Annotated in this window: 21 protein-coding genes, 1 rRNA gene and 1 other annotated feature (1 of these 23 only partly in view); of the genes, 1 reads left to right on the top strand and 21 read right to left on the bottom strand. The window is 50.4% G+C overall.

The genetic code is table 11. The annotated features are described in order from the left end of the window. Window positions 1–10: 10 nt before the first annotated feature. Window positions 11–850, bottom strand: coding sequence for a methyl-accepting chemotaxis protein (locus tag SACSAC_RS28665; protein WP_037287408.1), 840 nt, complete (start codon window positions 848–850; stop codon window positions 11–13). A 245-nt stretch (window positions 851–1,095) separates the two neighbouring features. Here SACSAC_RS28665 and SACSAC_RS13945 point away from each other — a divergent pair, with 245 nt between their 5' ends. Continuing rightward, a complete protein-coding gene (locus SACSAC_RS13945; protein WP_037287405.1) occupies window positions 1,096–1,491 on the top strand; it encodes a winged helix-turn-helix transcriptional regulator in 396 nt (131 codons plus the stop codon). A gap of 51 nt (window positions 1,492–1,542) precedes the next feature. On the opposite strand, the gene SACSAC_RS28660 is transcribed toward SACSAC_RS13945, so the two are convergent. The 20 genes from SACSAC_RS28660 to rrf all read right to left on the bottom strand — a co-directional run bounded on the left by SACSAC_RS28660 (window position 1,543) and on the right by rrf (window position 24,216). Further along, window positions 1,543–1,671, bottom strand: coding sequence for a hypothetical protein (locus SACSAC_RS28660; protein ID WP_281175778.1), 129 nt, complete (start codon window positions 1,669–1,671; stop codon window positions 1,543–1,545). 182 nt (window positions 1,672–1,853) lie between these two features. Then, a complete protein-coding gene (locus SACSAC_RS13940) occupies window positions 1,854–2,225 on the bottom strand; it encodes a hypothetical protein (RefSeq protein ID WP_037287402.1) in 372 nt (123 codons plus the stop codon). Between the two features lie 159 nt (window positions 2,226–2,384). After that, entirely contained in the window at window positions 2,385–3,650 is a 1,266-nt protein-coding gene (locus tag SACSAC_RS13935; RefSeq protein WP_037287400.1) for a polysaccharide pyruvyl transferase family protein, read from the bottom strand. A gap of 46 nt (window positions 3,651–3,696) precedes the next feature. After that, window positions 3,697–4,416, bottom strand: a complete 720-nt coding sequence (locus SACSAC_RS13930) for a PIG-L family deacetylase (protein ID WP_037287397.1) — start codon at window positions 4,414–4,416, stop codon at window positions 3,697–3,699. Window positions 4,417–4,438: 22 nt separating this feature from the next. After that, entirely contained in the window at window positions 4,439–5,422 is a 984-nt protein-coding gene (locus tag SACSAC_RS13925; RefSeq protein WP_037287394.1) for an LCP family glycopolymer transferase, read from the bottom strand. Beyond that, window positions 5,419–6,816 carry a sugar phosphate nucleotidyltransferase gene (locus SACSAC_RS13920; RefSeq protein ID WP_037287392.1) on the bottom strand — a complete coding sequence of 466 codons (1,398 nt, stop codon included), beginning with the start codon at window positions 6,814–6,816 and terminating at the stop codon, window positions 5,419–5,421. Before SACSAC_RS13920 ends, SACSAC_RS13925 begins: the two co-directional genes overlap by 4 nt. 57 nt (window positions 6,817–6,873) lie before the next feature. Next, window positions 6,874–7,782 (bottom strand): UTP--glucose-1-phosphate uridylyltransferase GalU, encoded by a 909-nt coding sequence (gene galU, locus SACSAC_RS13915; protein ID WP_037292825.1) that lies wholly within the window; start codon window positions 7,780–7,782, stop codon window positions 6,874–6,876. A 48-nt stretch (window positions 7,783–7,830) separates the two neighbouring features. Continuing rightward, the gene (locus SACSAC_RS13910) at window positions 7,831–9,297 is read right to left on the bottom strand and encodes an MOP flippase family protein (RefSeq protein ID WP_037287389.1); all 1,467 of its coding nucleotides are present in this window, start codon (window positions 9,295–9,297) and stop codon (window positions 7,831–7,833) included. A 41-nt stretch (window positions 9,298–9,338) separates the two neighbouring features. Continuing rightward, on the bottom strand, window positions 9,339–10,484 hold the full coding sequence (locus SACSAC_RS13905; RefSeq protein ID WP_037287386.1) for a glycosyltransferase: 1,146 nt from the start codon (window positions 10,482–10,484) through the stop codon (window positions 9,339–9,341). A gap of 37 nt (window positions 10,485–10,521) precedes the next feature. Then, window positions 10,522–11,664: a glycosyltransferase family 4 protein gene (locus SACSAC_RS13900; protein ID WP_037287383.1), complete on the bottom strand. Its 1,143-nt coding sequence runs from the start codon at window positions 11,662–11,664 to the stop codon at window positions 10,522–10,524. Next, window positions 11,657–13,003, bottom strand: a complete 1,347-nt coding sequence (locus SACSAC_RS13895) for an O-antigen polymerase (protein ID WP_037287379.1) — start codon at window positions 13,001–13,003, stop codon at window positions 11,657–11,659. The genes SACSAC_RS13900 and SACSAC_RS13895 overlap by 8 nt, the downstream gene beginning before the upstream one ends. A gap of 140 nt (window positions 13,004–13,143) precedes the next feature. Continuing rightward, entirely contained in the window at window positions 13,144–14,484 is a 1,341-nt protein-coding gene (locus tag SACSAC_RS13890) for a UDP-glucose dehydrogenase family protein (RefSeq protein WP_037287377.1), read from the bottom strand. Window positions 14,485–14,514: 30 nt separating this feature from the next. Next, the gene (locus SACSAC_RS13885) at window positions 14,515–15,675 is read right to left on the bottom strand and encodes a glycosyltransferase family 4 protein (RefSeq protein ID WP_037287374.1); all 1,161 of its coding nucleotides are present in this window, start codon (window positions 15,673–15,675) and stop codon (window positions 14,515–14,517) included. A gap of 43 nt (window positions 15,676–15,718) precedes the next feature. Next, window positions 15,719–16,411 (bottom strand): sugar transferase, encoded by a 693-nt coding sequence (locus tag SACSAC_RS13880; RefSeq protein ID WP_037287371.1) that lies wholly within the window; start codon window positions 16,409–16,411, stop codon window positions 15,719–15,721. A gap of 51 nt (window positions 16,412–16,462) precedes the next feature. Further along, complete coding sequence (locus SACSAC_RS13875) at window positions 16,463–17,104, bottom strand: CpsD/CapB family tyrosine-protein kinase (RefSeq protein ID WP_084778064.1); 642 nt, start codon at window positions 17,102–17,104, stop codon at window positions 16,463–16,465. A 56-nt stretch (window positions 17,105–17,160) separates the two neighbouring features. Beyond that, complete coding sequence (locus SACSAC_RS13870; protein ID WP_037287365.1) at window positions 17,161–18,375, bottom strand: glycosyltransferase; 1,215 nt, start codon at window positions 18,373–18,375, stop codon at window positions 17,161–17,163. A 12-nt stretch (window positions 18,376–18,387) separates the two neighbouring features. Then, window positions 18,388–19,143, bottom strand: coding sequence for a YveK family protein (locus SACSAC_RS13865; RefSeq protein WP_051507114.1), 756 nt, complete (start codon window positions 19,141–19,143; stop codon window positions 18,388–18,390). Window positions 19,144–19,848: 705 nt separating this feature from the next. Continuing rightward, window positions 19,849–21,021, bottom strand: coding sequence for a right-handed parallel beta-helix repeat-containing protein (locus SACSAC_RS13860; RefSeq protein WP_245608640.1), 1,173 nt, complete (start codon window positions 21,019–21,021; stop codon window positions 19,849–19,851). 277 nt (window positions 21,022–21,298) lie between these two features. After that, on the bottom strand, window positions 21,299–22,951 hold the full coding sequence (locus tag SACSAC_RS13855) for a glycosyl hydrolase family 28-related protein (RefSeq protein WP_037287363.1): 1,653 nt from the start codon (window positions 22,949–22,951) through the stop codon (window positions 21,299–21,301). A 1,148-nt stretch (window positions 22,952–24,099) separates the two neighbouring features. Then, window positions 24,100–24,216, bottom strand: a 5S ribosomal RNA gene (gene rrf / locus SACSAC_RS13845). A 103-nt stretch (window positions 24,217–24,319) separates the two neighbouring features. After that, window positions 24,320–26,958: a sequence feature (mutual gap in cmsearch alignment for this rRNA model is longer than 100), on the bottom strand (it continues 423 nt past the right edge of the window).

The raw sequence follows: 26,958 nt of genomic DNA, 5'->3' as shown, positions 1-26,958 counted from the left end.
TTGCTTTTTGTTAATTCATGCGACCGCGTTCATCCAACATTTTTCGCGTGAATTCGGAAAATTCAATATTCAGATGATTAAGTTGGTCCGTCAGGCTGCTGAATTCGCCAAGCAAATGCGCCTGTTCGTTGGACGCGTCGGAGATCGACGTGATTTCCTGCTGCATTCGTACAATACTTTCTTGTACGTTGTTGAGCGCCTGTTCAATGCTCTGAGTAGCCTGTTTCGTATCCACGGACAGCTTGCGCACTTCACTCGCCACCACCTGGAATCCCGCACCCAACTCACCGACGCGCGCGGCCTCGATCGCAGCGTTCAGTCCCAACATATTTGTTTGTTCGGAAATTTCGCGAATGAACGAAGTGACTTTGTTCACCTCGCGCGCATCGCTTACGGCCCGACCCGAATTTTCCCGGATTTCGGTCGTTGCGGCGGCCAGCTGCTGGGATTGCGCTGCAATCGAAGCGACGAAATCCGTTAACGACCGGCTAACCGATTCCATCCGATCGCCGAATCCATGCAAGAAGTCTTCGTTCTTCCGTGTATAAGCAACGGCCAATGCACCAATAACCTTTCCTTCTTCATTAAAGACGGGGATGCCTTTTGCTTCAAGCTCGGCACCGTAGGCCGAAGCCGGAATGCGGGTGCTGGATAAGTGTCCAGCAAGCGCTTTTTTCAAATTGGCGTCATCCGGCGGAATCGGCGAACCGACGGACAAGCCGAAATCAAGATCGGAGGACGGCGCGTAATAAAGGAATTTTTGCGTATCCGTAATGCCGATCATAAAGTCTTCGTTGGTGATTTTTTTTAAATACGGGATGCTGAGTACGAGCGCTTCCAAAATATTCATGTAGTTCCCTTCTTCCCTCTGGCAGGATCGCCGTTGATGTAGTAGCTGCTCACTATTTATTTTCGTCAGATTCGCTTTTTTTATAAAGAGCTACTGCGCAAAAAGAAAGGTTCTTCCTTAATTTCACGATCCGACGGAAAATAATGACGGAAATCCGCATTCCATCTGCAATTCGTGATATAATCAAGGCGATCAAGGAAACTTACAGGCAGTGACTTTCCTTTGGAAAGTTTGGAGGTGAACCCATGAAGAACTCAACGCTTTGTCCTCGATTCGAACGGGGCATGCAGATTCTGTCGCAACGCTGGAACGGTCTGATCATCTATCGTTTGCTGTCGGGACCGCAGCGTTTTTGTAACATTCAATCGGCTTTCCCGGTTAGCGGACGACTGTTGTCGGAACGCTTGAAAGATTTGGAGAAAGAAGGCATCGTCGTACGCCACGTGTATGCCGAGACGCCGGTCCGGATCGAATACGAATTGACCGAAAAAGGACACGCTCTCCAGTCGACGATCGCCTGCATTCAAGGCTGGTCGGACGAGTGGATCAACGAACCGCAGCATTCGGAATCCGAAGAAGAAGTCCTGCACTTCTCCGACGAAGATTGCGAAAAAGCCGCGGCCGGCACAAAGGCCGAATAGGAGGTTCCGAGAGGAACCTCCTTTGTACGTCTTCAGACAATTACGCTCGGGTCACGATGTCAACCGCTCGGCTTTCTCGGCTTTGCGAATCCGAATCGCCAACAGCTTGGCCAGATTTTTTTTCGTTTTTTCGTTGTCTGCGCGGCTTAACTTGGTCCAAATAAAACGGTCGATCGACATACGCTTCAGCTCCTTCGATTGAAAGAATGAGAATTTTTTGCACGAACGCGGCAGGAGCAGCTTCGATCCGGCGCCGAGTGCGCAATTTGTCCACATGCGGTAAATAAACACATTTTTTTCATCCTAAACCGTTCCGAGAAGCAAAATCTCAAGCGTGAAAACCATGGGTTCCCAACCCTTTTTTAAAGAGCGTATGCACGTTCCGCTTCAACTTCCTCCGCGTAAACTTCAAGGATCGGACGCATCGTCCACGAACCGATAAAAGCGTAACGCGTTACGCCTTCCGCTCGACCTTCGGGCCGTTCTTCCAACAGCTCGGCTATAAACGGGTCGGTTGGAACACTCCGAATCGGCAGCACATCCTCCGTCTCCAACGATTCCACTTCCTGCCCGGCTGCATTGCGGTCCCGAACGCCGATTACGCCTTTGAAACGAAAAATTGCTTTGCCGCCGTCCCACATCCGAAACTCGACTCTCGCAGCGGATTCAAGCAGCAGCACCGATTCGATCGTTCCGTCGCTGAGCGAGATGTCGCCAATAAACAATTGTTGCATACGCGCATTCTTCCCTTCCGCTTGATCTTCTCCATATATTCCGTAAGGGTAGCACAAAACCTGAACTTTGCCTATGTCTGCTCACCGCAAAAAAACCTTTACCGGAGACCTTGCGGCCTGCTCAATAAAGGTTTCTTCACACAGCCCCGCAGCGCTACCCTAACCGATTTGCAGCGTTGCGTTCTCGACGTCTTCAAGCTCCGCGGATATCTCCGTCTTTGCTCGTTCCGTCACGGGAAGTTCGCCGAATACTTCATTGAAGATCGTTTGACTCTGAATCTCTGCGGTGACTTCTTTGATCTTCTTCGATTCATCTTCGCGGCGAGCAATCATCAGGTCAATCTTGCGTTCGATTTCCCTCTCCACATGCGCAAGGTCGCGAACATCGAACATATACTCTTTTTGTCCGAATCGTCCGAGCAGTTCCTGATATTTGGTTGCCCATCCAAGTGCCAAGACCGGAATGCCGTCCTTGTACGCATGAATGATGGAATGGTAGCGCGACGCGATAATGAATTCGAATTGTTCCAGAATATGATGGATCTCGATGCAATCATATTCATCTTCCAGCAGCACAACCCGCTCATCATTAGGATAATATTGCTTGATGCCTTTGCAAATCTCCAAGTCTTCCGTCGAATGACGCAGCAGAACCACATTTTTGCCGGATTTCAGCAGGTGGTCGGTCATTTTGCGATAAGCCTGAAGCAGGTCCTCGCGGGAGCCGTATTTCATCGTTTTGACGTTGGGCACGATCCCTACCGAATTGGGTTGGATGTCGACGCGTTCATTCGGCTGGTAAGCACCCGGTTTGAACAGCACATTCAGATCGTATGCACTGCTGCCTTGAAGCACCAAATCCATCGAACGTTTCAGGTTGCGGGTCGTGAAGCGGCTTAAAAACTGCATCCCTTCATCCTCGCGCGCATATATGTAGGTCGGATAAGTGATGTACTTTTTAATCAGCGCCATAATAACCGACTTATACTTGCTTTCGTATTCAAAAGGTCCGAACGATTGCGGCATGAGCACCATAGGTACTTTATAACGCTTGGCCAACATAATATTGACCAGATAGTTCACGGAGTGACGAATCGTAAATTGGGAAGATAAAGCAAAGCCGCTGATGTCGATCATCATGTCCGTATCCTTCATGATTCGCTCCATGTCCCCGCGGGTCACGTTGACATGCTCGGCATTCGGAATCAGCTTGCCCAATGTGCCGAATACCCCACCCAACATTTCGATTTTAAGCTTTTTGCCGATCTTGATGATGTCGAATGCGTATCCCCGATCCGGATCGATACAGTTCACCAGGATTTCTTTGTCGGGATAACGCTTCTTGATCTCGTTGATCACCGTGAAAGTCATCGCCTGTGCACCCTTATTTTCCATCTGTCCGCCTACAATCAAAATTTTGCTCATTCAGTCGCAGCTCCTTTATCCGATTTTTGTCCAACGGGCAAAACAATCAGTAAGGCTTATGATAATAAGACACCGGATTCGCGATCGCCGCATCGATTTCTTTTCGAACCGAATGATAGCCGATCGCGAATTGCTCAAGTGCCGGGTTCCATTTTTTATATTCGCTTAAGGAAGCGACTACGGATTCGCGATGGGTTTCCGGCTTTTCTTTCAATACCCGAACTGCCCGATTCGCTTTTTTGGCTTGACGCAGATTATAAGGCTCCACGTAAAGCCGCAGATCCGCGATCTTTTCCTGTCGATACAAATTTCGCGCCGCCGCGCCCATGTTGGCATGGTCCCGATGATTATCGCCCAAATCCGTGAACGTCTTCACTCGGGCACCGTGATAACGGTCCGTAAATTCGCGAATCAGTTCTTCGCAATCTTCGACCGTCGTCGTACCGTCCTGTAATTCTTGGACGAAATGCACATGTTCCACGGGGAGTCCCAAGGCTATGCAGGAACGCAGAAATTCATCGTTGCGGTAACGGACCAGATCTGTGCGATCCAATGGCGTATAGCCTTCCCGCTTCGGGTCCAGCAGCTTGCGGTGCATATTGCTTTTGGTCTGACCGTTCAATTGTCGAACGACGTTGGAAGACGAACCGTCCGTGTACAAAATTACATGACACTCGTCGCCGACGTTCAGATGATTGCGAATGCCCGCTCCGAACGTCAGCGCTTCGTCATCTTGATGGGGGATGAAAAAAAGATTAACTGCCATTGCCGCCTGCTCCTCCGTTTCCTTAAGAGTCACCGTTTTGAAGCTGATTTGTCAGCTCGGCACGAATACGAGTCTTCTCCGCATCGTCCACGATATAATAGTAGATTCCGTCGATCTTTTTGCCGCTGCCTTGTACTTCGTCCTTCTCGACCGAATCGATTTCCGTCCGATATTTGGTTACAATGTCCATCATATCGTCCTTGGTCAGATTCGTTTTGACGTTATCTTTGACCGCGTCCAACAACGCGTTGACTTTGGTCAAATTCGAGATATTTTTTCCTTTTTCGATCAGGGCGGACAATACCAGCTGTTGACGGTCATTGCGGCCGATATCGCCTTTGGGATCGTCGTAACGCATGCGGGAGTACATCAGTGCTTCATGTCCGTTCATGTCGATCAGGCCTTTTTTGTAATCGGTTCCTTCAAAATCGAACTCGAACGGGTTGTCCACGGTTACGCCGCCCAAAATATCGATGATCCGCTCCAAGCCTTCCATGTTGACTTTCACGTAATAGTCGACCGGAACGTCCAGAAATTGCTCGACCGTATTTACCGACATGTTCACGCCGCCGAAAGCATAAGCGTGATTGATTTTGTCGACCGTGCCTCGGCCAACAATCTCCGTGCGCGTATCGCGGGGAATGTTGAACATCAGGACCGAACGCTTCTGAGGATTGACGGCCAGCATCATGATCGCGTCGGAACGGCCTACGTCATTCTCCCGTTCGTCGACGCCGAGGACCAGCAGATTGAAAGGCTTGGTCTCGCTCAGATCGGCTGGAAGCTCCTGTGCGGCCTGCTGCGCGCCGGCATTTCCAACCGAAGCGGTTACGCTTCCGCCTTGAGCCGCCGGATCGGCGGAGCCTGCGGCCACGTCCGATTCCAGCGGTTCATAAATGGATGCCATCGTATCGACAACCGGGCGATAGATAGAGTACGCGTAAGCTCCGACGCCGATTGCCAGAACGGCGACGCCGGAAATCACGATCTTCGCCCAGCGCTTCATAAAGCGTTTCGGCCGGCTCCGGCCGCCTTCGCGCCGCTGACCACGCAGTGGCGTTCGATATCGTTCCAACTGCTGAACAATTCCTCAAAGTCTTCTTCTTGCACGACTTCGCCTTTTTGCACCTCGATGTATTCCATGTCGTGGAACGCCTTAAGGCAGTGGTACGTTCCAGGCTCGATCGTGACCACATCGCCTGCGGCAACCGGCGTAATCGTGCCTTCTTTGACCAAAATGCCTTTTCCGCTAATGATCGTCCACGTATCTGCGCGATAAAGATGCTTGCGGTACCCCAGATTATTGCCGGCTTTGAGCCCGATGCGTTTGGTCAGCACTTCGGTGCCGTCCCCGAACTTGGAATAATCAAGCACGCGATACCAGCCCCAGCGACGCTCTTCGTACATCGGACGCTGTCCGGGATCGACCATGTCCTTGACCCGAGGACTGGCTTCTTTGTCGGATACGAGAATCCCGTCCGGGCTGACCGCGACGATCGCGTTGGGAACGCCGATAATCGTAACCGGAATATCCAATTCGTTGATCAGATGCGTATTGGGCGAATCTTCGCTGATCGCGCCTTTGCCGATATGCTGCAAGCCCATGTTTTCGGTGAGCGTGTTCCAGGTACCGAGATCTTTCCAGTATCCGTCGTAAGGAATCACGGCGATATGCGATTCTTTTTCCACCACCGCGTAATCGAAGCTGATTTTCTCCAGCGTCGCGTAACGGGCAAGCAGATCCTCGTATTGCATCGGCATTCCCGCGCGGAGCAGATGATCCATCATATAGCTCAGCTTAAAGGCGAACACGCCGCAGTTCCACAAAGCGCCTTGCTCGATCAGCCGCTCGGCCCGATCTTCGCTAGGTTTTTCGGTAAATCGTCCTACCTTCTTGTAATCGCTGTTGTTTTCATCCGATTCCGGCACGATATATCCGTATTTCGAAGACGGGTATGTAGGGTTGACGCCCATCAAAGCCATTTTGGCTCCCGAATTGTGCAGCGCCCCCTCCAAATCGCGAATCCGGTCGAAGAATTGATCATCGACATACGGATCGACAGGCAGGATGCAGACCGTCTCGTCCAGGCCTACTCCCTGGGAATACAGATACGACGCCGCAAGAGCGATCGCCGGGAATGTGTCCCGACGCTCCGGCTCCACGATAATCGGCACGCCGCCAAGTTGATTCTGCAAAATTTCGACTTGAACTTTACTCGTTGCGATAACCGCCGAATCGGCGAGGCCTGCACCTTTGATTTGTCCCCAAACCCGTTGGACCATCGACTCCATCTCGCCGCGCTCGTTCTCCAACACTTTCAAAAACTGCTTCGATCTGGCGTCGTTCGACAATGGCCATAGCCGCTTGCCCGAGCCTCCGGACAGTAATACCAATTTCATGCTTGCCCCTCCATTCTGTCGATTCGTATCGGTGTCTTTTAAGATATGCGCGTTATGTTACACGATTTTGAGATTATCCTTTTTTTCTGAAGCCGCGGCCGGATCGACCAGGCTTGCGATCAGGTATTCGCGAAGCTCGTCGCCGAGGCCGCTGCGTTTGAGCGCGAAATCAACGTTAGCCTTCAGATAACCGATTTTGCTGCCTACGTCGTACAAGGTTCCGTCGTAACGGAAACTGTACATTCTGGACAGTTCCGCCAGCTTTTTCAACGCGTCCGTCAATTGAATCTCGCCGCCTACGCCCGCTGTCTGATGCTCCAAAATGTCCATGATGCTCGGTTCGAGGATATAACGGCCGATCATCGCCAAGTTGGACGGCGCGTCCGTTTTCGGCTTTTCCACGAGGTCCGTGATCAAGTTCAGGTTATCGGTCAGCTTGTCGCCTTTGATGACGCCGTAGCTGCTTACGTCTTTCCAAGGCACGGCTTCGACCGCGATCATATTGCCGCCGGTACGCGCCTGCTCATCCATCATTTGCTTCAGGCAAGGCACTTCGCTGTCGATGATCATGTCGCCGAGCAATACCGCGAACGGCTCGTCGTTGATGAATTTGCGTGCGCACCAGATGGCATGTCCGAGACCGAGCGGTTCTTTTTGCCGGACGCAGTGGATCTCGACCAGGTTGGTTACTTCGCGAACGATACTTAGCAGCTCTTCCTTGTTCTTCTCTTCCAGGTCCGCTTCAAGCTCGATGTTTTTATCAAAGTGGTCTTCGATGGCCCGCTTGCTGCGTCCCGTTACGATAATGATGTCTTCGATGCCGGAGGAAACGGCTTCTTCGACAATATATTGAATAGTCGGCTTGTCTACGATCGGAAGCATTTCTTTCGGCATGGCTTTCGTTGCGGGCAGGAATCTTGTTCCTAAGCCGGCCGCCGGGATAATTGCTTTTTTAACTTTAGTCATCATTGATGCCCTCCTCGGAATGTGTAAACTTAGTTAACGCAATCACCGTCATTTAGCTAACTTAGTTTTACTTATAAGCCTATTCTTGACGTTTTGAAACAATTCTTTGTTAAAAAGAAAAATAACGGCAAAGTAGATTAATGCTCCGACAGCGACTTGGATAACGAAGTTCGCTTCTTGAGAGAACACGGCAACGGACAAATAGTTGATCAACAGCACGCCTGCGACCATGATCAGTCCGTAAGACAGTCCCGGCGCCATGCTGCGCAGGTAATCGCGCAAGCAAGGCCCGATCATCCGGCGCATAGCGTAATGGTATTGGATAATCATGAGCAAGAATTGGATCACGACGTAAGCGACGCAAGTTCCCATGATGCCCCAGACATACGTGCCGATCGCAAGTCCCGGAACCTGAATGCACATGCCCATCAGCGTATAGCGGAAGTACATGTCGGTCCGGCCTTTGGCTTGAAGCAGCGGTTGGATCGGGACGATCAAGGAACGCATCAGCATGGCGACCGACAGCACCTGGATCAAAATGACGCTCGGTTCCCATTTGGCTCCGAAAATGAAAGGCACGAGTACCGGAGCGGTAACGAGCAGCCCGAGATAGATCGGAGCGTTCAGATAACTGACAAGACTGATCGTTTTGATATAACCGCTGCGCAAGCGTTCCATGTTGTCTTGCATCTTCGCGTACAGCGGCAGGCTGACTGTATTGATCAGCGGCGTCAGCTTCAATACCGGCATGGTGCAGAGCTGGAACGCGAACGAGTAGTAACCCAGAACCTGGGCGCTGTAGAGACGACCGATCAGGATATAGTCGATATTGGACATCAGCGACTGGATCACGTTGGACGACATCTGATATACGCCGAAGCTCAGATAGCCTTTCAAATCCTTTTTGGCGAAATGCAGCGTCGGGGTCCACTTTCTCCATCCTTGCGCCAAAAGCATAAAGGATTTGACGAAGGCGTTACCCAGGTTCGACAGAACCAGCGCGTAGACGCCGAAGCCTGCCATGGCTCCGCCGACCGCGAGCAGGAAGCCGACGAAGTAGGAAATGATCTGGATTTTGGCGATATTATCGAACTTCAGCTCTTTGCGGAACAGAACTTCGAATTGCTGACCGAAAGCCGGAAGCAGACATAGCAGCGCCATCCAGCGAACCGGATTCAGCAGCTCCGGTTCTTGGTAGAACCAGACGACGAGCGGTGCCGAGAAGAAAATAACGACGCCGATAAACGCTCCCGTAACGAGATTAAGTATGTAGAGACTGGAAAGATGGTTTTTGGTTACGTCCTGGCGGTGAATGATGGCGTTCGAGATCCCCGCATCGGTCAAGTTGACCGCCGCAGCGACGACGACCATCGTCATGCTCATCAGACCGTAGTCGATCGGACTCAAGATCCGGGATAACGCGACCAGCTGCAGCAGCTGGATCACGATCGTCACGATCGTGGCTATGCTCGACCACTTCGCCGCTTTGATCCCTTTCTTCTTTAATGAAGACATATCGCCACTCCTTAGGTTTGCAATTCTCTATCTAAGATTGTCTATCCGATCTTGACCTGTAACTGATCAATAAAATCCAACAGCGTGTTCACTTTGGATTCCCAAGCATGGCTTCGCGCCATTTCGCGGATCGCCAGCCGATCCTGCTTTGCGGACAGCGCAGCTTCCACTTGGCTCGGCAGCTCCGCGCTATCCCGGTAAAAATGGAGAAAGCGTTCTTGGCGTCTGAGCAACTCCGGCGTCTCCGTCACGACAACGGGCAACCCGGCGGCGGCATATTCATACAGCTTCATCGGACTTCGTCCCGCATTGGCGGCATGATTGCTGAGCGGCAGCAGCGCCACGTCCGAATGCTGGAGATAAGCAGGCACGGTCGCGTACTTTTTTGCCCCGAGAAAATAAACATTGGCAAACTCCGAGAAATCCCGCTTGGTTTCGTCATTTACAGGACCGATGATCACGAGACTGACATTCGGCTTTTCCTTCGCCAACAGCTTAAGCCCCTTCAAATCAAGCCGCTCGTCCAACGCTCCTACGTAGACGGCGCGCGGAGAAGGAATCGGTTTAAGATCATCAGGCTCTTCGGCCGGAGCGGAAAAGTGTTCGTATTCGACGCCGTTTTCCAGCAGCAGCGTCGGCACGGCCGGGTTGTATTCCTGAAGTTCGGACAGTACAGGTCCCGAAGTGGATACCAATCCGTCGACCACCGACATCAACGTTCGTTCCGCTGTGGCGATCGAAGCATCTCCGGTCATTTTGCTATAAATATCAGTCGGTCGGTAAATGGTCACTTTGGGCGACACCAACTTCTCTAATCCGACAAAGCGCGGTTGGTCGATCAGCAGCAAATCGACTGAAGGCATCTCATGCTCGCGCATTACCTTTTTTATTGCGGGCAACATCCAATTTTTCTGCGTCCGCTTGAAGATCGGTCCGGCAATCTCCCACGGTAACAGTGACATCGGAACCGAGTTGACTACGGCCGACGTATCGACTTTATTCCCTTGCAAGATGCGGAATCGAGCCTGAATATCCCGATCTTTCCACTTCAAAAGATGAAACAGGCTTAGCGGGGTACTGACGTGAATAACCGAGTGCCCCAGCTTCTCCATTTCCCTGGATAAGTGATGGGAGCCGACGACGAACGGGCTTCCCATATACGTATGGCTCGCAAACATAATATTCATACCGACTCTCCTCCTTTTCTCGCGTTACGTTCTCGGCTCAAGCTTGCGCCTTACGATTTTCGTTGCGGACAACTTTCTCCGCATAACGTCCGATTGCATGCCGCTTCACTTCGGCTAACGTCTCATACGCGCATTTTTCCCAAGAAAACTTACTTGCTTGCGCAAGACCTTTTTGTTTCATTTGATTTTGCAGTTCGGGATCTTGCATCACTTTGGCGATTTTCCCGGCAATATCCTCGGGGCTGTTCGGATCGCAGTACAAGACGGCATCTCCGCATACTTCCGGCAATGACGCCGTATCCGATACGACAACCGGGCATCCGCATGCCATGGCTTCAAGCGGCGGGAACCCGAACCCTTCGTAGAAGGACGGGAATACGAAGCAGGATGCGCGATCGTACAAGGTCCGCAATTCTTCGTCTTCGACGTACCCGACATGCCGAACGTTATCGTTCAGCTCCGTATCTTCGGATTTGAAAATCTTCGGGTTTGTCCCTCCAGCGATCACGAAGTCGAACCCTTGATCTCCGATCAGCTCGGCTGCACGAACGATGGAACGAAAATTTTTATTGGGACTGCGACTGCTTACGGCGAGCACGAAAGGACGATCCAGCCCCTGTTGCGCCGGGTAATCGGGAGCACTTCCACTTTGAAGCACATGTTCTTTTCCATGGTAGATAACTACGATCTTGTCTTCGCGAATGCCGCAGTGGCGAATCAATTCGTCTTTCGAATTTTCCGAACAAGTCAGGATGAGCGGCGAAGTGCGCCCGAGTGTTCGAAACATCAACTTGTACCACATCTTGAACGCGGACGAATACGTATCCGGCACCGAGTACACGGCAGCATCATGTAACGTGACGGCTTGCTTGCGCTTGAACAACGGAGCCGCATTGCATAAGTTGACGAGGAAGCCGTCTTTCGATAATAGCGGCAGCGAGATCTGCTCCCACAATTGCCCGCTGAAGCGCCCCGCTTGACGAACTTCGATATGCCGGGTACCTAACTCATGAATGTCTCCGGTCGGAGCCAGTACCACAAATTCGTAACCGCGAACGGCCGGGTCATCCCGACCGATCAATTGGTCTATGGTGCGCAGCAGCTCGTAAGCATAACGCTGTACACCGGTTACGGAAGCCTTGAGGAATCGTCCGTTAACGTAAATGCGCGTCTTAGTCACCTGCTCCCACTCCTTTCAAACGCCAGCTTGTCAGTTTCTTCCGGTTGTAATGCAGAATGAAGGTAAAAGCGAGAATGATGATCCAGCATGGGAAAAAGCGTCCGCTGCCAAAGTAGAAGTAGCGAGGAATTTCCAATACGCCTACCAGCCAGATCGGGTAGATCATCATGCCGAATGTGTGGCCTTTTTTGAAGTGGTTATACAGAACTCCAGTGAAAAAGCCGACGATGACCCAGAAGATCAGTGCACCGCTAAATCCGTAGTCGCTGTAAGGCTGCAACAGTCCCGACGGGTTGTTAAATTCCGGGTTCCCCATCGTCGCCAATGTATTGTTAATGACGGACTGCGGTTCAAAGCCGTAAATCGATTCGTAAGCCGTATCCGGTACGCCCGGGAATTTCCAGATGAACTCTGCCGTGGAACTCGGGAAGGGCAGCCAATGGAATCCGAGATGCTGGAAGTACAATGTGCCGGTATTGATCGCCGTCACGTAGTAACCGAAGAAACGCGTCACGATGAATTCCCAAAACGAAGGATAGTAGTTGACGTAATAGCTGAGCCAGGATCGGAAATACTCGCTGACTCCGAAGAATCCGACAAGCGCGACCAGACCGATAAACGGATATAATCCGACGAAAGGCGTTTTGCGTCCGAGCTTGGCCCGCATCGAGAAGAATACGACGGCGGCCGGAACGATGAATTCCATGATGGCCAAACGTTCCAGGAAAAACACCGCCCGCAGCATCGTCAGGACGAATACGAGCGCAAGCATCCATATGTACATCTTTTTCTTGTTATAAAAAAGGTAGTAACTAGTCAGGATCACGAACGGGATGCTGAAGTTGGTGAACGAAGTGATGCCTGCTACGTTATCGAAGCTTTCTTTGATTCCGTAGATCGCTCCCGGCTCTCCGCTCAGTACGCTCATAAACAGTCCGATACTGAAACCGCCGCGCAGCATGACCAGGAACCACATCGCGTAACCGAACATGGTAAAGCCGAATAGCAAGCCGATCCACATTTTAATGAAGGAATCTTTTTTCTCCATCACTTCGCTGAATGCTTGCGACGGCTTCGTTCCTCTTCCGGCCAGAAAGGCAAGCACTCCGCCAAGTACAAAGCAGCAGACCGGAAGAATGGAATAGATGATATTCGACGAGTCGATAAATTTGTTGACCCGGTAGAAGGAAACGTAACTGTCTGCCGGTATGTAATAAGCCCCGATCAGGATCACGGTCATCAAGATTGCGAAAATGACGGTCGGATTCAGCCACCAGATCCGCTGTACCTGTTCAATCGTCGTAACTTGCGTAGATTTTGCTTGATTGTTGTTTGCCATCGTCCGATCCTCCTTTCTGCCGATGAGTCGCTACGCAATGCCGCTTTTCTCTACCCTCGTTTTCCTGACGGAAAGCCGAAAGCCGTTCAAATCGGCATCGCTTCGCTCTTCGTTTTCATGAATCAACGTGTAACTTCGGATCAATCCGAGGCTACCGAATTGCGGAAAGGCGACAGGCTTTCCAGCTCAGGCCGTCCGATCGAGTAGTATTGGAACGTCGTGTCCGCCAATTGTTCTCTGGAGTAGACGTTGCGCCCATCAATCAACACCGGCTGTTTCATTGCGCCGTTCAATTGCTGGAGATCGATTTCTTTGAATTCCGCCCAATCCGTCAACAAGCAAAGCGCATCGCTGCTTGCCGCGGCATCCATAGCGGAATCGCACCATTCCACATCCGATTCGTTACGGAAGAACCGACGGAAATTCTCTGTTGCAATCGGATCATAAGCTTTGACGATCGCGCCTTCTTGCAGCAGCGTTTTGATGATATCCAGCGCCGGCGCTTCGCGAACGTCATCCGTATTCGGCTTGAACGCAAGCCCCCAGATGCCGATCGTTTTGCCTTGCAGATCGCCGAGCGAATGGTTCAGTTTGGCAATGATATTGAAGCGTTGATCGTTGTTCACTTCGACCACGGATTTCAGAAGCTTGAATTCGTAGTCCACGTTGCCTGCAATCTGGATCAAGGCGTGCGTGTCTTTCGGGAAGCACGAGCCGCCGTATCCGATACCTGCTTGCAGGAACGACGAGCCGATCCGCTTGTCATAGCCCATGCCTTGCGCGACATGCGTCACGTCGGCTCCGACTTTTTCGCAAATATTCGCAATCTCGTTAATGAACGAAATTTTAGTGGCAAGGAACGCATTCGACGCGTACTTGATCATTTCCGCGCTGCGGACTTCGGTGACCATGATCTCGTTCGTCAAAGGTCGGTGCAACTCGGTCAATGTAGCCGCTGCCCGTTCGCTGCCCGTTCCGATGATGATGCGATCCGGATTCAACGTGTCTTTCACCGCCGAACCTTCGCGCAGGAATTCCGGAATGGATACGACGTCAAAAGCATGCGGGCTGAGCTGGCTGATGATTTTTTTGATTTTATCGTTGGTGCCGACCGGAACCGTGCTCTTGGTCACGACGATCTTGTAATCGTTCATCGCCAGTGCGATATCTTGGGCAACCTGTTCCACATATTCGAGATTTGCCTCGCCGCTCGGCAGCGACGGCGTACCTACGCAGATGAATACCACATCCGCTTCGTTCACCGAATTCGTCAGATCGGAAGTGAATTTCAGATTGCCCAAGGCTGTATTTTTCTCCATAAGCTCTTGCAAACCCGGCTCATAGATCGGAACTTCACCTTTGCTCAGGCGTTCCACTTTGTCCAGGTCTTTATCTACGCAGGTGACCTGATTGCCGATTTCCGAAAAACAAACGCCCGATACCAGACCGACATAGCCGGTCCCGATGAATGTCAATTTCATAATGAAGTCTCCTTTGAGTTGAGAATCGGCTTAAAGCACCCGTGAAATCATCCGTTCTGCGCCAAACCGACGCCCTTCTTCGCTTTGCTTGTTATGGATATGCGTCTGCAAATTTTGCCGGAACACTTCCGGTGAAAAACGCATCGCGTTTTTGCGGCAATTCGTCGGCAGGATTTTGGCTTTTTCCGATTCGAAGCGCTGCACGGCCTCGATGATCGCGTTCGGACTCTGCTGACCATAGAACACTCCGGTCGGCATCAGTTCATCCAAGCCTTTTACCGTCTCCAAAGCGCCGCCTTTACCGTAAGCGATAACCGGAGTTCCGCAAGCCTGTGCTTCAACCGGCGTGATTCCGAAATCCTCCTCGGCAGCGAAAACGAAAGCCTGAGCGCGCTGCATATGGTCGACCAGCACATGATCCGGTTGGTATCCGAGAATTTGAATGTTAGGCGCTTCGTGCTTGCGAACTTTTTCCATGTCCGGCCCGTCTCCAATAATGACCAACTTCTTGTCAGGCATTTGCGCGAAAGCTGCGGCAATCATGTCCATTTTTTTGTAAGGAACCATACGTGATGCCGTCAGGTAAAAGTCTTCTTTATCCTCGCGTGCCGTAAATGCTGACACATTGACCGGAGGATAGATAACCGAAGCTTCGCGACGATACACTTTCCAGATCCGGTTGGCGATAAACTGCGAGTTGGCGACAAAATGATCGACGCCGTTCGAAGTCCGATAATCCCATAACCGGATACGGCTGAGAATGATTTTGGCCATTGCGCCTTTGAGTCCTTTTTGCAATCCGGACTCTTTCAGGTATTGAGGCTGCATGTCCCAGGCATAGCGGATCGGGGAGTGCACGTAAGAGATATGCAATTGATCCGGCCCGGTGATGACGCCTTTCGCTACCGCATGGGAGCTGGACAAAATCAGATCGTAGGACGAGAGATCGAACTGTTCGATCGCAAGTGGCATGAACGGCAGGTATTGACGATATTGCTTTTTCGCCAGCGGCAATTTCTGAATAAAGGAGGTATGTACTTTTTTCCCTTGCAGGAACCCCCGGTCCTTTTCCGGCATGAAGTCCACAAGGCTATAAATCTCCGCTTCCGGGAAGATTTGAATCATTTGTTCAAGGACCTTTTCCGATCCGGCATAGCTGGTCAACCAGTCGTGAATGATTGCGACTTTCATTCGGATTCATCCTTTCTCTTCTGATGTAGGAGTCAGCCCGACCTCAATACGCGCCTCTTTTGAGCAATACGCTGACGACAGTCGCAAACAGAATCCGAATATCCAGCCAGATCGTCCGGTGATAGACATAATGGAGTTCCAGGTCTACGCGTTCGGGATACCCGACCTCACTGCGTCCGCTCACCTGCCAATATCCGGTTACGCCCGGTTTTACGGAGAGCAAATCGTCTTTGCGGTCTTTGTATTCTTTTAGTTCCTGCGCGACGATCGGCCTCGGGCCGACCAGGCTCATTTCACCCTTGAGTACGTTTAAGAGTTGCGGCAGCTCGTCGAGGCTTGTCTTGCGCAGAAAACGACCGATGGACGTGATACGGGGATCTTCGTCTTGCTCCAGCTTATAGTTGTTAGCAACGTATTTTTCATAAAGGGCCGGATCTTCTTTTAAACGCTGCTCCGCATTAGTCGCCATCGAACGGAACTTGTAAATACTGAACATGTTCGAGTTTTTCCCGAATCTTTTTTGCTTGAAGAATACAGGGCCTTTCGGATCTTCGATCTTGATCAGAACGGCTAATACCAGAAATACGGGCGATAACAGAATCAGACCGATCAGAGAAGCCACCAGATCCATACTCCGCTTGGTTGTGTTAAACACGATTCCCCGATTCCAGGTTAGGTCCCTGAACGCTGCTTCATTGTATTCTGCCGCTTCGGCATCATTTCTGACTACACTCATGGTTTCCCCTCCATTTGTCTTGGGTGTCTGTGGATGTCGAGCTTGCAGTCTTTACGCCTTGTTCAGCACAACGCCTAGAATGTGGGCATTCACATGATCCATGCCGCGCTTCACTCGCTTCAATTCTTCCTTCGTTACTTTACCTTGGTGGGCCACCAGTACAACGCCGTCCGACATCGTGCCAAGAATCTGCGCATCCGACACGTCCAATGCGGCCGGCGAATCAATCAGAACAACGTCATAGTAAGCGGAAACTTCTTTTAACAACTCCTGCATGCGGTCTGAGCCGAGAATTTCGGACGGATTAGGCGGTATCGTTCCGGCAGTAAGCACGGACAGATTGGGAATCGCTGTTGTGGATACTGCGGCTTCCAGCCCGCATTGCCCGCTCAATACATCCGTCAATCCTCGCTTATTGGAGCGGGGAAAGACTCGTTGGATTGAAGGGTTTCGCAAATCGCCGTCAATCAGTAGCACTTTCTTGTTTTCTTGCGAATAAGACACAGCGAGATTGGTTGCGGTTGTCGTTTTGCCTTCGTCGCTGCCTGCCGAGGTTACCAATAAAATTTTGGAGGAACGACCCATCGCCGAAAAACGGATGTTCGTGCGCAGCGTCCGATAGGATTCGGAGGCGTCCGCAGTTGAGTTTTTATTGGCCACCAGGTAAGTTCCGCTGCTCATGGCTCTAGTCATGGATTACATCGCCTGCCTTTAATGGGATTAGTTCATGCTAAAAGGTAAATCTGCTTTTATAAAACATGTTGGGCTTCGCCGACGGAAGGAATGATCGAATCCGATCGCAGCCGATCCTCGGTCCATTGCTTGGAAATGACCATCTTATAGAGGTCTTCCATTTTTCGAGTCTGTTCGTGCAGGTCAAACTGACGACTGACTCGGGCCTGACCGTACTCGCTGAACGATTTCCACAGATCGCGCTCCGTTAAAAGACGTTCGATGTACGCGCCCAGTCTATGCGAGTCCCGTTCAGGGGCGAGATAACCGCTCTTGCCGTGTTCGACAGCTTCCGGAATTCCGCCTGTAGCAAAACTTGCCACCGGCACTCCCATTGCAGCAGCTTCCAAAAACACCATGCCCAGTCCTTCTTCGGCACCGTTCTCGGCTCTGACACTTGGAACACTGAACACTCTTGCTTTGTTCATCCACTCGCGAACGACATGATGCGGCTGTGTTCCAAGAAACCGATAACGTTTCAGGTGCTGTGCCGCCATATTTTCCAGTTGCCCGCGAAGCGGACCGTCTCCGATCACGACAAGCTCGGCTTCAGGATTTTTGCGTTGGACTTCAGCCATAGCTTCGATCAGATACGCACAGCCTTTGACCTCAACAAGCCGTCCGACAAACAAAACCGTCTCCTGACGCTGAATCGCAGGATCCGGCGTGAAGGACTCCACGTTAATTCCAATATAGTGACGAACAACTTTTTCCGGCGGATAACCCTGGCTGATCAATTTACTGCGGATGAAATCCGATACCGCAATAAACAGATCCCCTTTTTTCTGAAGTTTAGAGCGCTGTTTCAGATAATTTCGATGGGTATAATAAGATTTTCTGGCGTACTCATCCTTGGTTGTCGCGTCATATCCATGGAAAGTTACAATCAACGGGATTTTCAATTTTTCCGCGATTGGCATAGCGAGACAACCTTCAGGACCGAAATGAGCATGAATGAGTTTGGGTTGAATGTCTTTGAGTCTGCGCGTCAATCCGCGACCAGGCCCCATTAGCTTGAATTCCAACTCTTTTCTTCGCCCCGATACGCCTCCAGTGTTGATAATGATCTGCTTATCGGCTTCGATCTGTAACCCCGGCACGAGACGAGAACCCATAAAATACGAATGAAAAGATTCAAAACGTTCAGCCTGACTCTTGATGAAAGTCTCGGACGGCGGCAAGATTTGATCCCGATAAATGAGTACGGGAAGTTCGGGTTGAATGAGTTTCATGGTTCGCCTCGCTTATCGCTGCTCGTTGGCAGTACGAAGAAGGGCTTTTTCTTCAGGCTGCCCTGAATCGTTGGTTTGCTGGTTTTTCAAATCGCTTTTCGCGATCCGTTCCACTTTCGCCAAGACGGGCAGCCCGAGCGCGGTTTCCACGTCGAACTCCGTTTTGACGGAATCGTCCAAGTATTCGATCAGGAAAAGGATCCCGAATCCCAGCATAAGTCCCACGATCAGACTCAAAACGATTACCATCTGTCTGTGATCGTTTACCGGCGCCGCCGAAAGATTCGGGTCGGCTGCGTTCAAGACGCTGACATTGTTGACCTGCATAATCTCCGGAATTTGGCTGATAAATACGTTGCCGGTCGAATTGGCGATCGTTGCAGCCGTCTCGTACGAAGGATCTTGCACGGAAACGTTAATGACTTGGGTATTTTGCGTCGAGTCGATCATAAGTTTGTCGCCGATCTGCGTCGAAGTCAGGTTCAACTCGGGATGGCGTTCTACCACAAGTTTGGTGATGGAATCCGATGTAATAATCTTTTTATACGTATTGATCAGTTTAAGATTGGCCTCAATCGAGTTGGAGTCGACCTGCGCCTGCCCCGTACTGCTGATTGAAGGTTCATTGACGATCAAGTCGACGGAAGCTTTGTAGAGGGGCTGATATCTGGAGTTGAATGCAATCGCGGCAGCGAAGCACACTAATACGGTCAGGGCCAGCACCCACCATCTTTTCTTAATGACGCTCAAGTATTCTTTTAACTCCATGCACGATCCCTCCGTGTTCAATGAAATGGTTAACAGTAGGCGAAACCTTTTAAGTAATGAGAACAATCTTTACATGTTGAAAATAAAATGGATTAATTTCAAAAAGGTTATGGAAACGACTTACATTTTCAAAATTGAAAATAGAAAATTCGAACCTTTGCCGTTTATCCGGCGATTTCCGGGTTCGCTACAAGAGACCAACCTATTCAGAAATTTGTCGTGAATACTCCGATTATGTAGTCCGCTCAAGCTTCTCGATCAACTCCTCCCGTATGTGACGCACCGACTTATTGAAAAGAAGTTGTAAGCTCGGATGCCAAAAGTCCCTATATGGATTTTTTGCTATCAAACGCTTCTTGTTCCGACGACCGTCTTCTGTTGCTTTTGAACTGCGTTAATTTGCTCGGCTGCTCATTTAAGTCGTTAGCCTGCTTTGTTTTTGTTCAAAATTCGTTAACAAAGCTTTCACAAAGAATTTTCAAATTCTTAACTTTCTCCTCACACCTTTCTATTTGCTTTTGCGATGCTAGTTTATAAACCCCCTCTTTTCGCTTGAATCAAATTCAATTTCTTTGATGTGTTTTTAGTTCTTTATGCCTATTCACTTTTCGCAAGCAAGCAGACTCATTTTCCTATTTTAAGAGAGAAAGCAACCTAAAGTAACAAAAAGGAGTCAGGAAGTTACCCCTGACTCCTTTTTGAAATTCAAAACCCTGTATTTCCTTCGGAATGAATCGTCCCGCTTTTGAAATTTGTTGCCAATCCTTTCGTATTTTCGAGTTTGTTTGCGTCAAAATAGATGTTGCCGATCTCCCCGTCTCCCCATACGCCGATTCCTCCATGCACCGAGTTGCTGATGGTATTTCCGTTGAACTTCACCTCGTCGATAATCCCTTGCGAGGCATAAACCAGAATGTTCGGATGTTCCGATCCCAGTCTCGTACCCGTATGCTCGATCGTATTTTCGTTGATCACGATATTTTTCACATTACGAGTATCCCATTCCTTTTCAACCGAGATATAGATGCCCGCCATTTCCGTATCCCGAATCTGGTTGTTCTCGATTGTCACGTTTTCTCCGCCAACAACAGAAATGCCCCGGGCCTTCGAGCCGTATCCCACATCGTTTCTTCGGATGGTGATATCCTGCGTTGTCTTCGAGTTCTCCTCATAGCTGACTACGGCAATCGTATCGTCACCGGCTTTACGGACACTGTTTTCTTCTACCGTCACGTTGCTGCTGCCATTAGTGATATGTATCCCGTCGGCCCCCGTATTTTGAAGCGAGTTTCCACGTATCGTTCCATTCGCAGATTCATCGCCTACAAAAATGCCTGCCGTGCTCGACTTATCGATTTTTAAACCTTGAATCGTAAAGTTAGTGGCACCTCGCAATGTAATGCTATTCTTATCGTTAGCTCCGTTCCCGCGTTCGACCGTTGTTTCATAGACATGAGCAAAGCCGCTAAGCACTGCACCGTCTCCTTCAACGTCGATCGAACCGTTCTCGGGATTGGTTGAAGTCAGAATGGCTTGATCGGCTCCGTCTCCCAAAAGTTCTACACCGTCGATAACCAAAATACCGCTTAGTCGATAGTTCCCCGGGGGGATGTATACGGCAACTTGTTCTGCGGCTGCTCGATCAAGCGTTGCTTGAATAGCTGCCAAATCATCCGTATCATCATCCGGCGTTGCTCCTTCATCGACAATCGATAATGCACCTTCCGGCACCTCGACTGTAGATCCGGTACTTGCGGATTCCGGCATCTGCGCTTCTTCTCTCATAAAAATAGCCCCTCTCCAAATCGCGAGAGCAGCCGCAAGCACGACGACGATCGAAATGGCCCACCAAATTTTCCTGTTTGTTTTTTTTCTCATGGTTTCCTCCTTCGCGCTTTTCGACTCTCACTCTAGACATCCAAACCTAATAACTTTTTCAATAATCCGTTCAAACAAAGTTTTTATTCCGGAAAAGGTTCCCTTTTATGTTTCAGAACGGTGAAAAGCGGTTAAGCAGGATTAGTGTTATTTAAACCGCATTGTTCTTCTCTAAGCACTAACCCCAATAAATCATTAAAAAGCGGACACCGGTTTTCGCCGACATCCGCTTCTCTCAGGTTAAATTCCTCTTTGGTCCACCCAACAAATCCACCTTTTAAAATCCTACGTTTTGATTCAGTTTGATCGTTCCGTTCGTAAATGTAGTAGGCGCGCCTACGCGATTGATCAATGTGTTTTTATTGAATGTGATGTTTTTGATCTTGCCTTCACCCCATACGCCAATGCCGCGATGCGCACCGTTTTTAATAATGTTCCCTGTAAATACGACATTGTCCACAACGCCTTGAGAAGCATAGACCAATACATTTGGATGATTCTGCGGTTGTGCGATTCCTGTATGGTTAATGACGTTATTCGATACGGTAATCCGATCTACGTTTCGCGTATTATAAGAGGCTTCGACGGCTACATAAACCCCTGCCATATTCGTATCTTGAACCGAGTTATTGGAGATCGTCACATCCGTACCCCCCACGACTGCGATTCCCCGTGCTTTTGAACCGTAACCGACATTGTTTTTGCGGATCGTAATATTATTGACCGGATTTACATCGCTATCGATATAGCTGACAACGGCAATCGTATCGTCGCCGGCTTGGCGCACGATATTGTTCTCAACCGTAATATGGCTGCTACCGCCGGTCATATGAATGCCGTCGGCACCTGTCGAATCGAGCGTATTGCCGCTGACCGTTCCGTTTGTAGAGCCATACGTAACCATGATACCTGCCGTACTGGATTTGCTTACATACACGTCCTGAATTTTAAAGTTTTTCGCTCCGCGTACGGTAATGCTGTTCTTTTCGTTCGATCCGTCTCCGCGAGGTACGGTCGTCTTGTAAACATGCTTTAAGTTGCTTAGTTCTACGCCGTTGCCTTTGAGATCGATCGAGCCGCGTTTCGGATTGGTCGAAGTGATCGTAGTCAAAAACTTGCCGGCACCCTGTACTTTTACGCCGTCAATGGTCAAAATATCACCGAGGATATAATTACCCGGAGGAACATAGACAGGCTTGCCCGAAGTTTTTGCCGCATCGATCGCAGCAACAAAAGCGGTATAATCGTCCACAGCGTCATCAGCTTTTGCCCCATAATCCAGAACCGATACAACCGGCGATGAGTTTTTTTGAGCAGATGCAGAAGCTTTAGCTGTTTTTCCTGTGCTGGAAAAAGCTGCAGGAGCAGAACCCGTATACACAATATCAGGTTCCCACATCGTATGATCGTGATTCGCATTTCCAAGCTTATTCACGACAAACGAAATTTCGGTGCCTTCTTCTACAGGAATCGCCGAGACTCCCTTCGGAGTAACGGCTGTTGTATTGGTAATACTCGTGCTCCAGAGCTTCATATTGTCTTTTTTGATCGTTGCAACGACTCCGTCACCTTCGCTGCTGCCTTTTTTCACGTTTCCGGAGATTGAAATGGTTCCTTTTCCTGGAGAAACCCATTTACGAACCGCATCAAAATTCTGATCCGGATGAAGAGCCGTTGCCGATACCCAAGGGTAGCCGCTAGGCGCAGCCCAGCGATTATTTTTCTTGTCATAAACTAAATCAAGATATGCGCTACCTGACAGCTTCTCGTAATACCACTGACCGGCTCCCTGCTGAGGCGTGCCGAATGCTGCTGAAGACGAGTACGTCTGGGTAACCCCAGCTCCCTCCGCCGTTGCGCCTCCTGCCAAAGTTGCTCCGATACCCAAAGATAAAACTACCAAGCCGGAGAAAAATTTACGTTTGCTCAAGATGTACCTCCCAAAATGGTTGATTGAAGATTCTATACAACTGTCTGCCTGTATCCTACAACTTCAAGCCGTGCCGTCATGCTATATTTGTCTTGCCTCTATTGCGAAGAAATAAACGGAGAATGCCGGACTATTTCTTATTTCCGGACCACGTTGCGTGCACGTAAATCCTGGGGACCCGAGGTGCCATTCCATCTGTGATCAAGATCCGGGCAATGTCCGTGGAAGATTCATAATGTTTTCTGAAAAAGCCCCACTTTATGTATTATCGGCCACTTGCGAGGCAATGTTTAGACCCAAAGTCCATTCTACTATAAAACCCCTCGAAAAGTTACAATTTCGACATAAATTTTAGTAACAAGGCATGATCCTTTTTCAACCTGTGCTTCATTGTCCCTCACCCTCCATTTGAATAAAAGATTAGAGGTGGGGGAAAGGGCAAAGGTACTTCGGTTCGAAAAAGGCTCATGCTAGGGCGTGTCTTCAAACCTCGATGGAAGCAGATTTTGCCGAATTTTCGTTCTCAATAAGGAACTTTTCCGAAGGCGTGCCGGGGCACGTCAAGGGAAAGTGACGAAGCGTCGCTGGAAGGGTACACGGTTTAGGTACAATTCCAGTAGAGGGCGAAAAGGCGGCAAAAGATGCACATTGGCAGGTTTGAAGACACGCCCTAGGCGGGGAAGCGAAATCCTCTCAAGCGTCTGAGCTTTTGAAAAGATAGAACAAAGATATTTTTGAAGGAGTACCTTGACCGCATTAGATTTGAGATTCAGCGTGGTCCATCCATCAAGACCTGCTTCACATCGTTTCGTTCAATATAGAGCGCGTTAGCGCAATCCGGAGAAGAGGACATGTAACGGATCGATATGGCGCTTAGCGCTCAGAACTCGGGAATTGAGATTTTTAACGTAGCGAGGCGACGCTTAGCGGTGAAAAAGGCCGATTTTCGTGCCGATTTCATCCATTTTTCCGGTTTAGGCGCCCTACGATCCGTTACAGATTTCAAATTGCGAAAATAATCAGGTTTGAAGGATATGCGATCCGCTAGCCAGGGAAGTAATAAGAGTTCTCCCGTAGCGACCTGTTTAAGTACAGCCTCCGGAAACAAGAAAAAAAGCCTTCTCCGTTAAGAGAAGACTTCTTCGTTGGCTTGGCAGCTTCCTACTCTCCCGGGACCCTGCGGTCCAAGTACCATCGGCGTTAGAGGGCTTAACGGTCGTGTTCGAGATGGGAACGTGTGGAACCCCTCTGCCATCACCACCAAACCATTTGTAGTTGAAGCTCAACTACGCACAAGGCTTGCACCTTGAAAACCGGATCCGAAACGATCTCTTCGCGTCTATTCGAAGTTGTTTTCTTACGAAAACGTTGGATAAGCCCTCGACCGATTAGTACTGGTCAGCTCCACACATTGCTGCGCGTCCACCTCCAGCCTATCAACCTCGTCGTCTTCAAGGGGTCTTACCAATTAAGTGGGAAATCTCATCTTGAGGGGGGCTTCACGCTTAGATGCTTTCAGCGTTTATCCCTTCCGCACGTAGCTACCCAGCGATGCTCCTGGCGGAACAACTGGTACACCAGCGGTGCGTCCATCCCGGTCCTCTCGTACTAAGGACAGCTCCTCTCAAATTTCCAACGCCCACGACAGATAGGGACCGAACTGTCTCACGACGTTCTGAACCCAGCTCGCGTACCGCTTTAATGGGCGAACAGCCCAACCCTTGGGACCTACTTCAGCCCCAGGATGCGATGAGCCGACATCGAGGTGCCAAACCTCCCCGTCGATGTGGACTCTTGGGGGAGATAAGCCTGTTATCCCCAGGGTAGCTTTTATCCGTTGAGCGATGGCCCTTCCATGCGGTACCACCGGATCACTAAGCCCGACTTTCGTCCCTGCTCGACCTGTCCGTCTCGCAGTCAAGCTCCCTTATGCCTTTACACGCTGCGAATGATTTCCAACCATTCTGAGGGAACCTTTGGGCGCCTCCGTTACATTTTAGGAGGCGACCGCCCCAGTCAAACTGTCCACCTGACACGGTCCCTGTACCGGGTAACGGTACGAGGTTAGAACTAGCATGCGATCAGGGTGGTATCCCAACGGCGCCTCCCTCGAAGCTGGCGCTCCGAGCTCTAAGGCTCCCACCTATCCTGTACAAATCGCACCCCAGTCCAATATCAAGTTACAGTAAAGCTCCATGGGGTCTTTCCGTCTTGTCGCGGGTAACCTGCATCTTCACAGGTATTAAAATTTCACCGGATCTCTCGTTGAGACAGCGCCCAAGTCGTTACGCCATTCGTGCGGGTCAGAATTTACCTGACAAGGAATTTCGCTACCTTAGGACCGTTATAGTTACGGCCGCCGTTTACTGGGGCTTCAATTCAGAGCGTCGCGTTGCCGCTAACCCCTCCTCTTAACCTTCCAGCACCGGGCAGGCGTCAGCCCGTATACTTCGCCTTGCGGCTTCGCACAGACCTGTGTTTTTGCTAAACAGTCGCTTGGGCCTTTTCACTGCGGCCCCCTCGTGCTATTCACACTACCGGGGCACCCCTTCTCCCGAAGTTACGGGGTCATTTTGCCGAGTTCCTTAACGAGAGTTCTTCCGCGCGCCTTAGAATACTCTTCCCACCCACCTGTGTCGGTTTGCGGTACGGGCGCCTTCACCTGGCTAGAAGCTTTTCTTGGCAGTGTGAGCCCAGGACCTTCGCTACTGTAATTTTCGCTCCCCATCGCACCTTGTCCTTAAAGTTAGCGGATTTGCCTACTAACAAAACTTGGTACTTGGACGGACTATTCCATCAGTCCGCGTCCCTTCCCTCCTGCGTCACTCCATTGCTCGTAACGGTTTACGGCGGTACAGGAATATCAACCTGTTGTCCATCGACTACGCCTTTCGGCCTCGCCTTAGGTCCCGACTAACCCTGAGCGGACGAGCCTTCCTCAGGAATCCTTGGGTTTTCGGCGGATCAGATTCTCACTGATCTTTTCGTTACTCATACCGGCATTCTCACTTGTATAATGTCCAGCGCTCCTTACGGTACACCTTCAACCCTTATACAACGCTCCCCTACCCCTGATGCAAGCATCAAGCCATGGTTTCGGTGGTGTGTTTAGCCCCGTTACATTTTCGGCGCAGAGTCACTCGACCAGTGAGCTATTACGCACTCTTTAAATGGTGGCTGCTTCTAAGCCAACATCCTGGTTGTCTGGGCAACTCCACATCCTTTCCCACTTAACACACACTTGGGGACCTTAACCGATGGTCTGGGCTGTTTCCCTTTTGACAATGGATCTTAGCACTCACTGTCTGACTCCCGGATCTAAGTTGATGGCATTCGGAGTTTGACTGAGCTTGGTAATCCTCGCGGACCCCGCACCCAATCAGTGCTCTACCTCCACAACTCGCATATCCGAGGCTAGCCCTAAAGCTATTTCGGGGAGAACCAGCTATCTCCGGGTTCGATTGGAATTTCTCCGCTACCCCCACCTCATCCCCGCACTTTTCAACGTACGTGGGTTCGGGCCTCCAGTGCGTGTTACCGCACCTTCACCCTGGACAGGGGTAGATCACCCGGTTTCGGGTCTACGCCTACATACTCAAATCGCCCTATTCAGACTCGCTTTCGCTACGGCTCCGGCTTCTCACCTTAACCTTGCATGCAAACGTAACTCGCCGGTTCATTCTACAAAAGGCACGCCATCACCCCTTAATTGGGCTCTGACTTTTTGTAAGCGCACGGTTTCAGGTTCTATTTCACTCCTCTTCCGAGGTCCTTTTCACCTTTCCCTCACGGTACTGCTTCGCTATCGGTCACCAGGGAGTATTTAGCCTTGGCAGATGGTCCTGCCGGATTCATACGGGGTTTCACGTGCCCCGCACTACTCAGGATCCGTCTCGGAGGGGGCTTAATTTCAGCTACAGGGCTATCACCTGCTCTGGCGGGTCGTTCCAAACCTCTTCGCCTACCAAACCCCTTTGTCACTCCATGTGAGACGTCCTACAACCCCA

This window comes from Saccharibacillus sacchari DSM 19268, assembly GCF_000585395.1.
GTDB lineage: Bacteria > Bacillota > Bacilli > Paenibacillales > Paenibacillaceae > Saccharibacillus > Saccharibacillus sacchari.
The sequence above is the reverse complement of the archived record's forward strand: the minus strand, read 5'-3'. Positions and strand labels throughout refer to the sequence as shown.

Coding starts and splice junctions, on each gene's coding strand:
- SACSAC_RS28665 (WP_037287408.1), bottom strand. CDS start 850: ATGAATATTTTGGAAGCGCTCGTACTCAGCATCCCGTATTTAAAAAAA.
- SACSAC_RS13945 (WP_037287405.1), top strand. CDS start 1,096: ATGAAGAACTCAACGCTTTGTCCTCGATTCGAACGGGGCATGCAGATT.
- SACSAC_RS28660 (WP_281175778.1), bottom strand. CDS start 1,671: ATGTCGATCGACCGTTTTATTTGGACCAAGTTAAGCCGCGCAGACAAC.
- SACSAC_RS13940 (WP_037287402.1), bottom strand. CDS start 2,225: ATGCAACAATTGTTTATTGGCGACATCTCGCTCAGCGACGGAACGATC.
- SACSAC_RS13935 (WP_037287400.1), bottom strand. CDS start 3,650: ATGAGCAAAATTTTGATTGTAGGCGGACAGATGGAAAATAAGGGTGCA.
- SACSAC_RS13930 (WP_037287397.1), bottom strand. CDS start 4,416: ATGGCAGTTAATCTTTTTTTCATCCCCCATCAAGATGACGAAGCGCTG.
- SACSAC_RS13925 (WP_037287394.1), bottom strand. CDS start 5,422: ATGAAGCGCTGGGCGAAGATCGTGATTTCCGGCGTCGCCGTTCTGGCA.
- SACSAC_RS13920 (WP_037287392.1), bottom strand. CDS start 6,816: ATGAAATTGGTATTACTGTCCGGAGGCTCGGGCAAGCGGCTATGGCCA.
- galU (WP_037292825.1), bottom strand. CDS start 7,782: ATGACTAAAGTTAAAAAAGCAATTATCCCGGCGGCCGGCTTAGGAACA.
- SACSAC_RS13910 (WP_037287389.1), bottom strand. CDS start 9,297: ATGTCTTCATTAAAGAAGAAAGGGATCAAAGCGGCGAAGTGGTCGAGC.
- SACSAC_RS13905 (WP_037287386.1), bottom strand. CDS start 10,484: ATGAATATTATGTTTGCGAGCCATACGTATATGGGAAGCCCGTTCGTC.
- SACSAC_RS13895 (WP_037287379.1), bottom strand. CDS start 13,003: ATGGCAAACAACAATCAAGCAAAATCTACGCAAGTTACGACGATTGAA.
- SACSAC_RS13890 (WP_037287377.1), bottom strand. CDS start 14,484: ATGAAATTGACATTCATCGGGACCGGCTATGTCGGTCTGGTATCGGGC.
- SACSAC_RS13885 (WP_037287374.1), bottom strand. CDS start 15,675: ATGAAAGTCGCAATCATTCACGACTGGTTGACCAGCTATGCCGGATCG.
- SACSAC_RS13880 (WP_037287371.1), bottom strand. CDS start 16,411: ATGAGTGTAGTCAGAAATGATGCCGAAGCGGCAGAATACAATGAAGCA.
- SACSAC_RS13875 (WP_084778064.1), bottom strand. CDS start 17,104: ATGACTAGAGCCATGAGCAGCGGAACTTACCTGGTGGCCAATAAAAAC.
- SACSAC_RS13870 (WP_037287365.1), bottom strand. CDS start 18,375: ATGAAACTCATTCAACCCGAACTTCCCGTACTCATTTATCGGGATCAA.
- SACSAC_RS13865 (WP_051507114.1), bottom strand. CDS start 19,143: ATGGAGTTAAAAGAATACTTGAGCGTCATTAAGAAAAGATGGTGGGTG.
- SACSAC_RS13860 (WP_245608640.1), bottom strand. CDS start 21,021: ATGAGAAAAAAAACAAACAGGAAAATTTGGTGGGCCATTTCGATCGTC.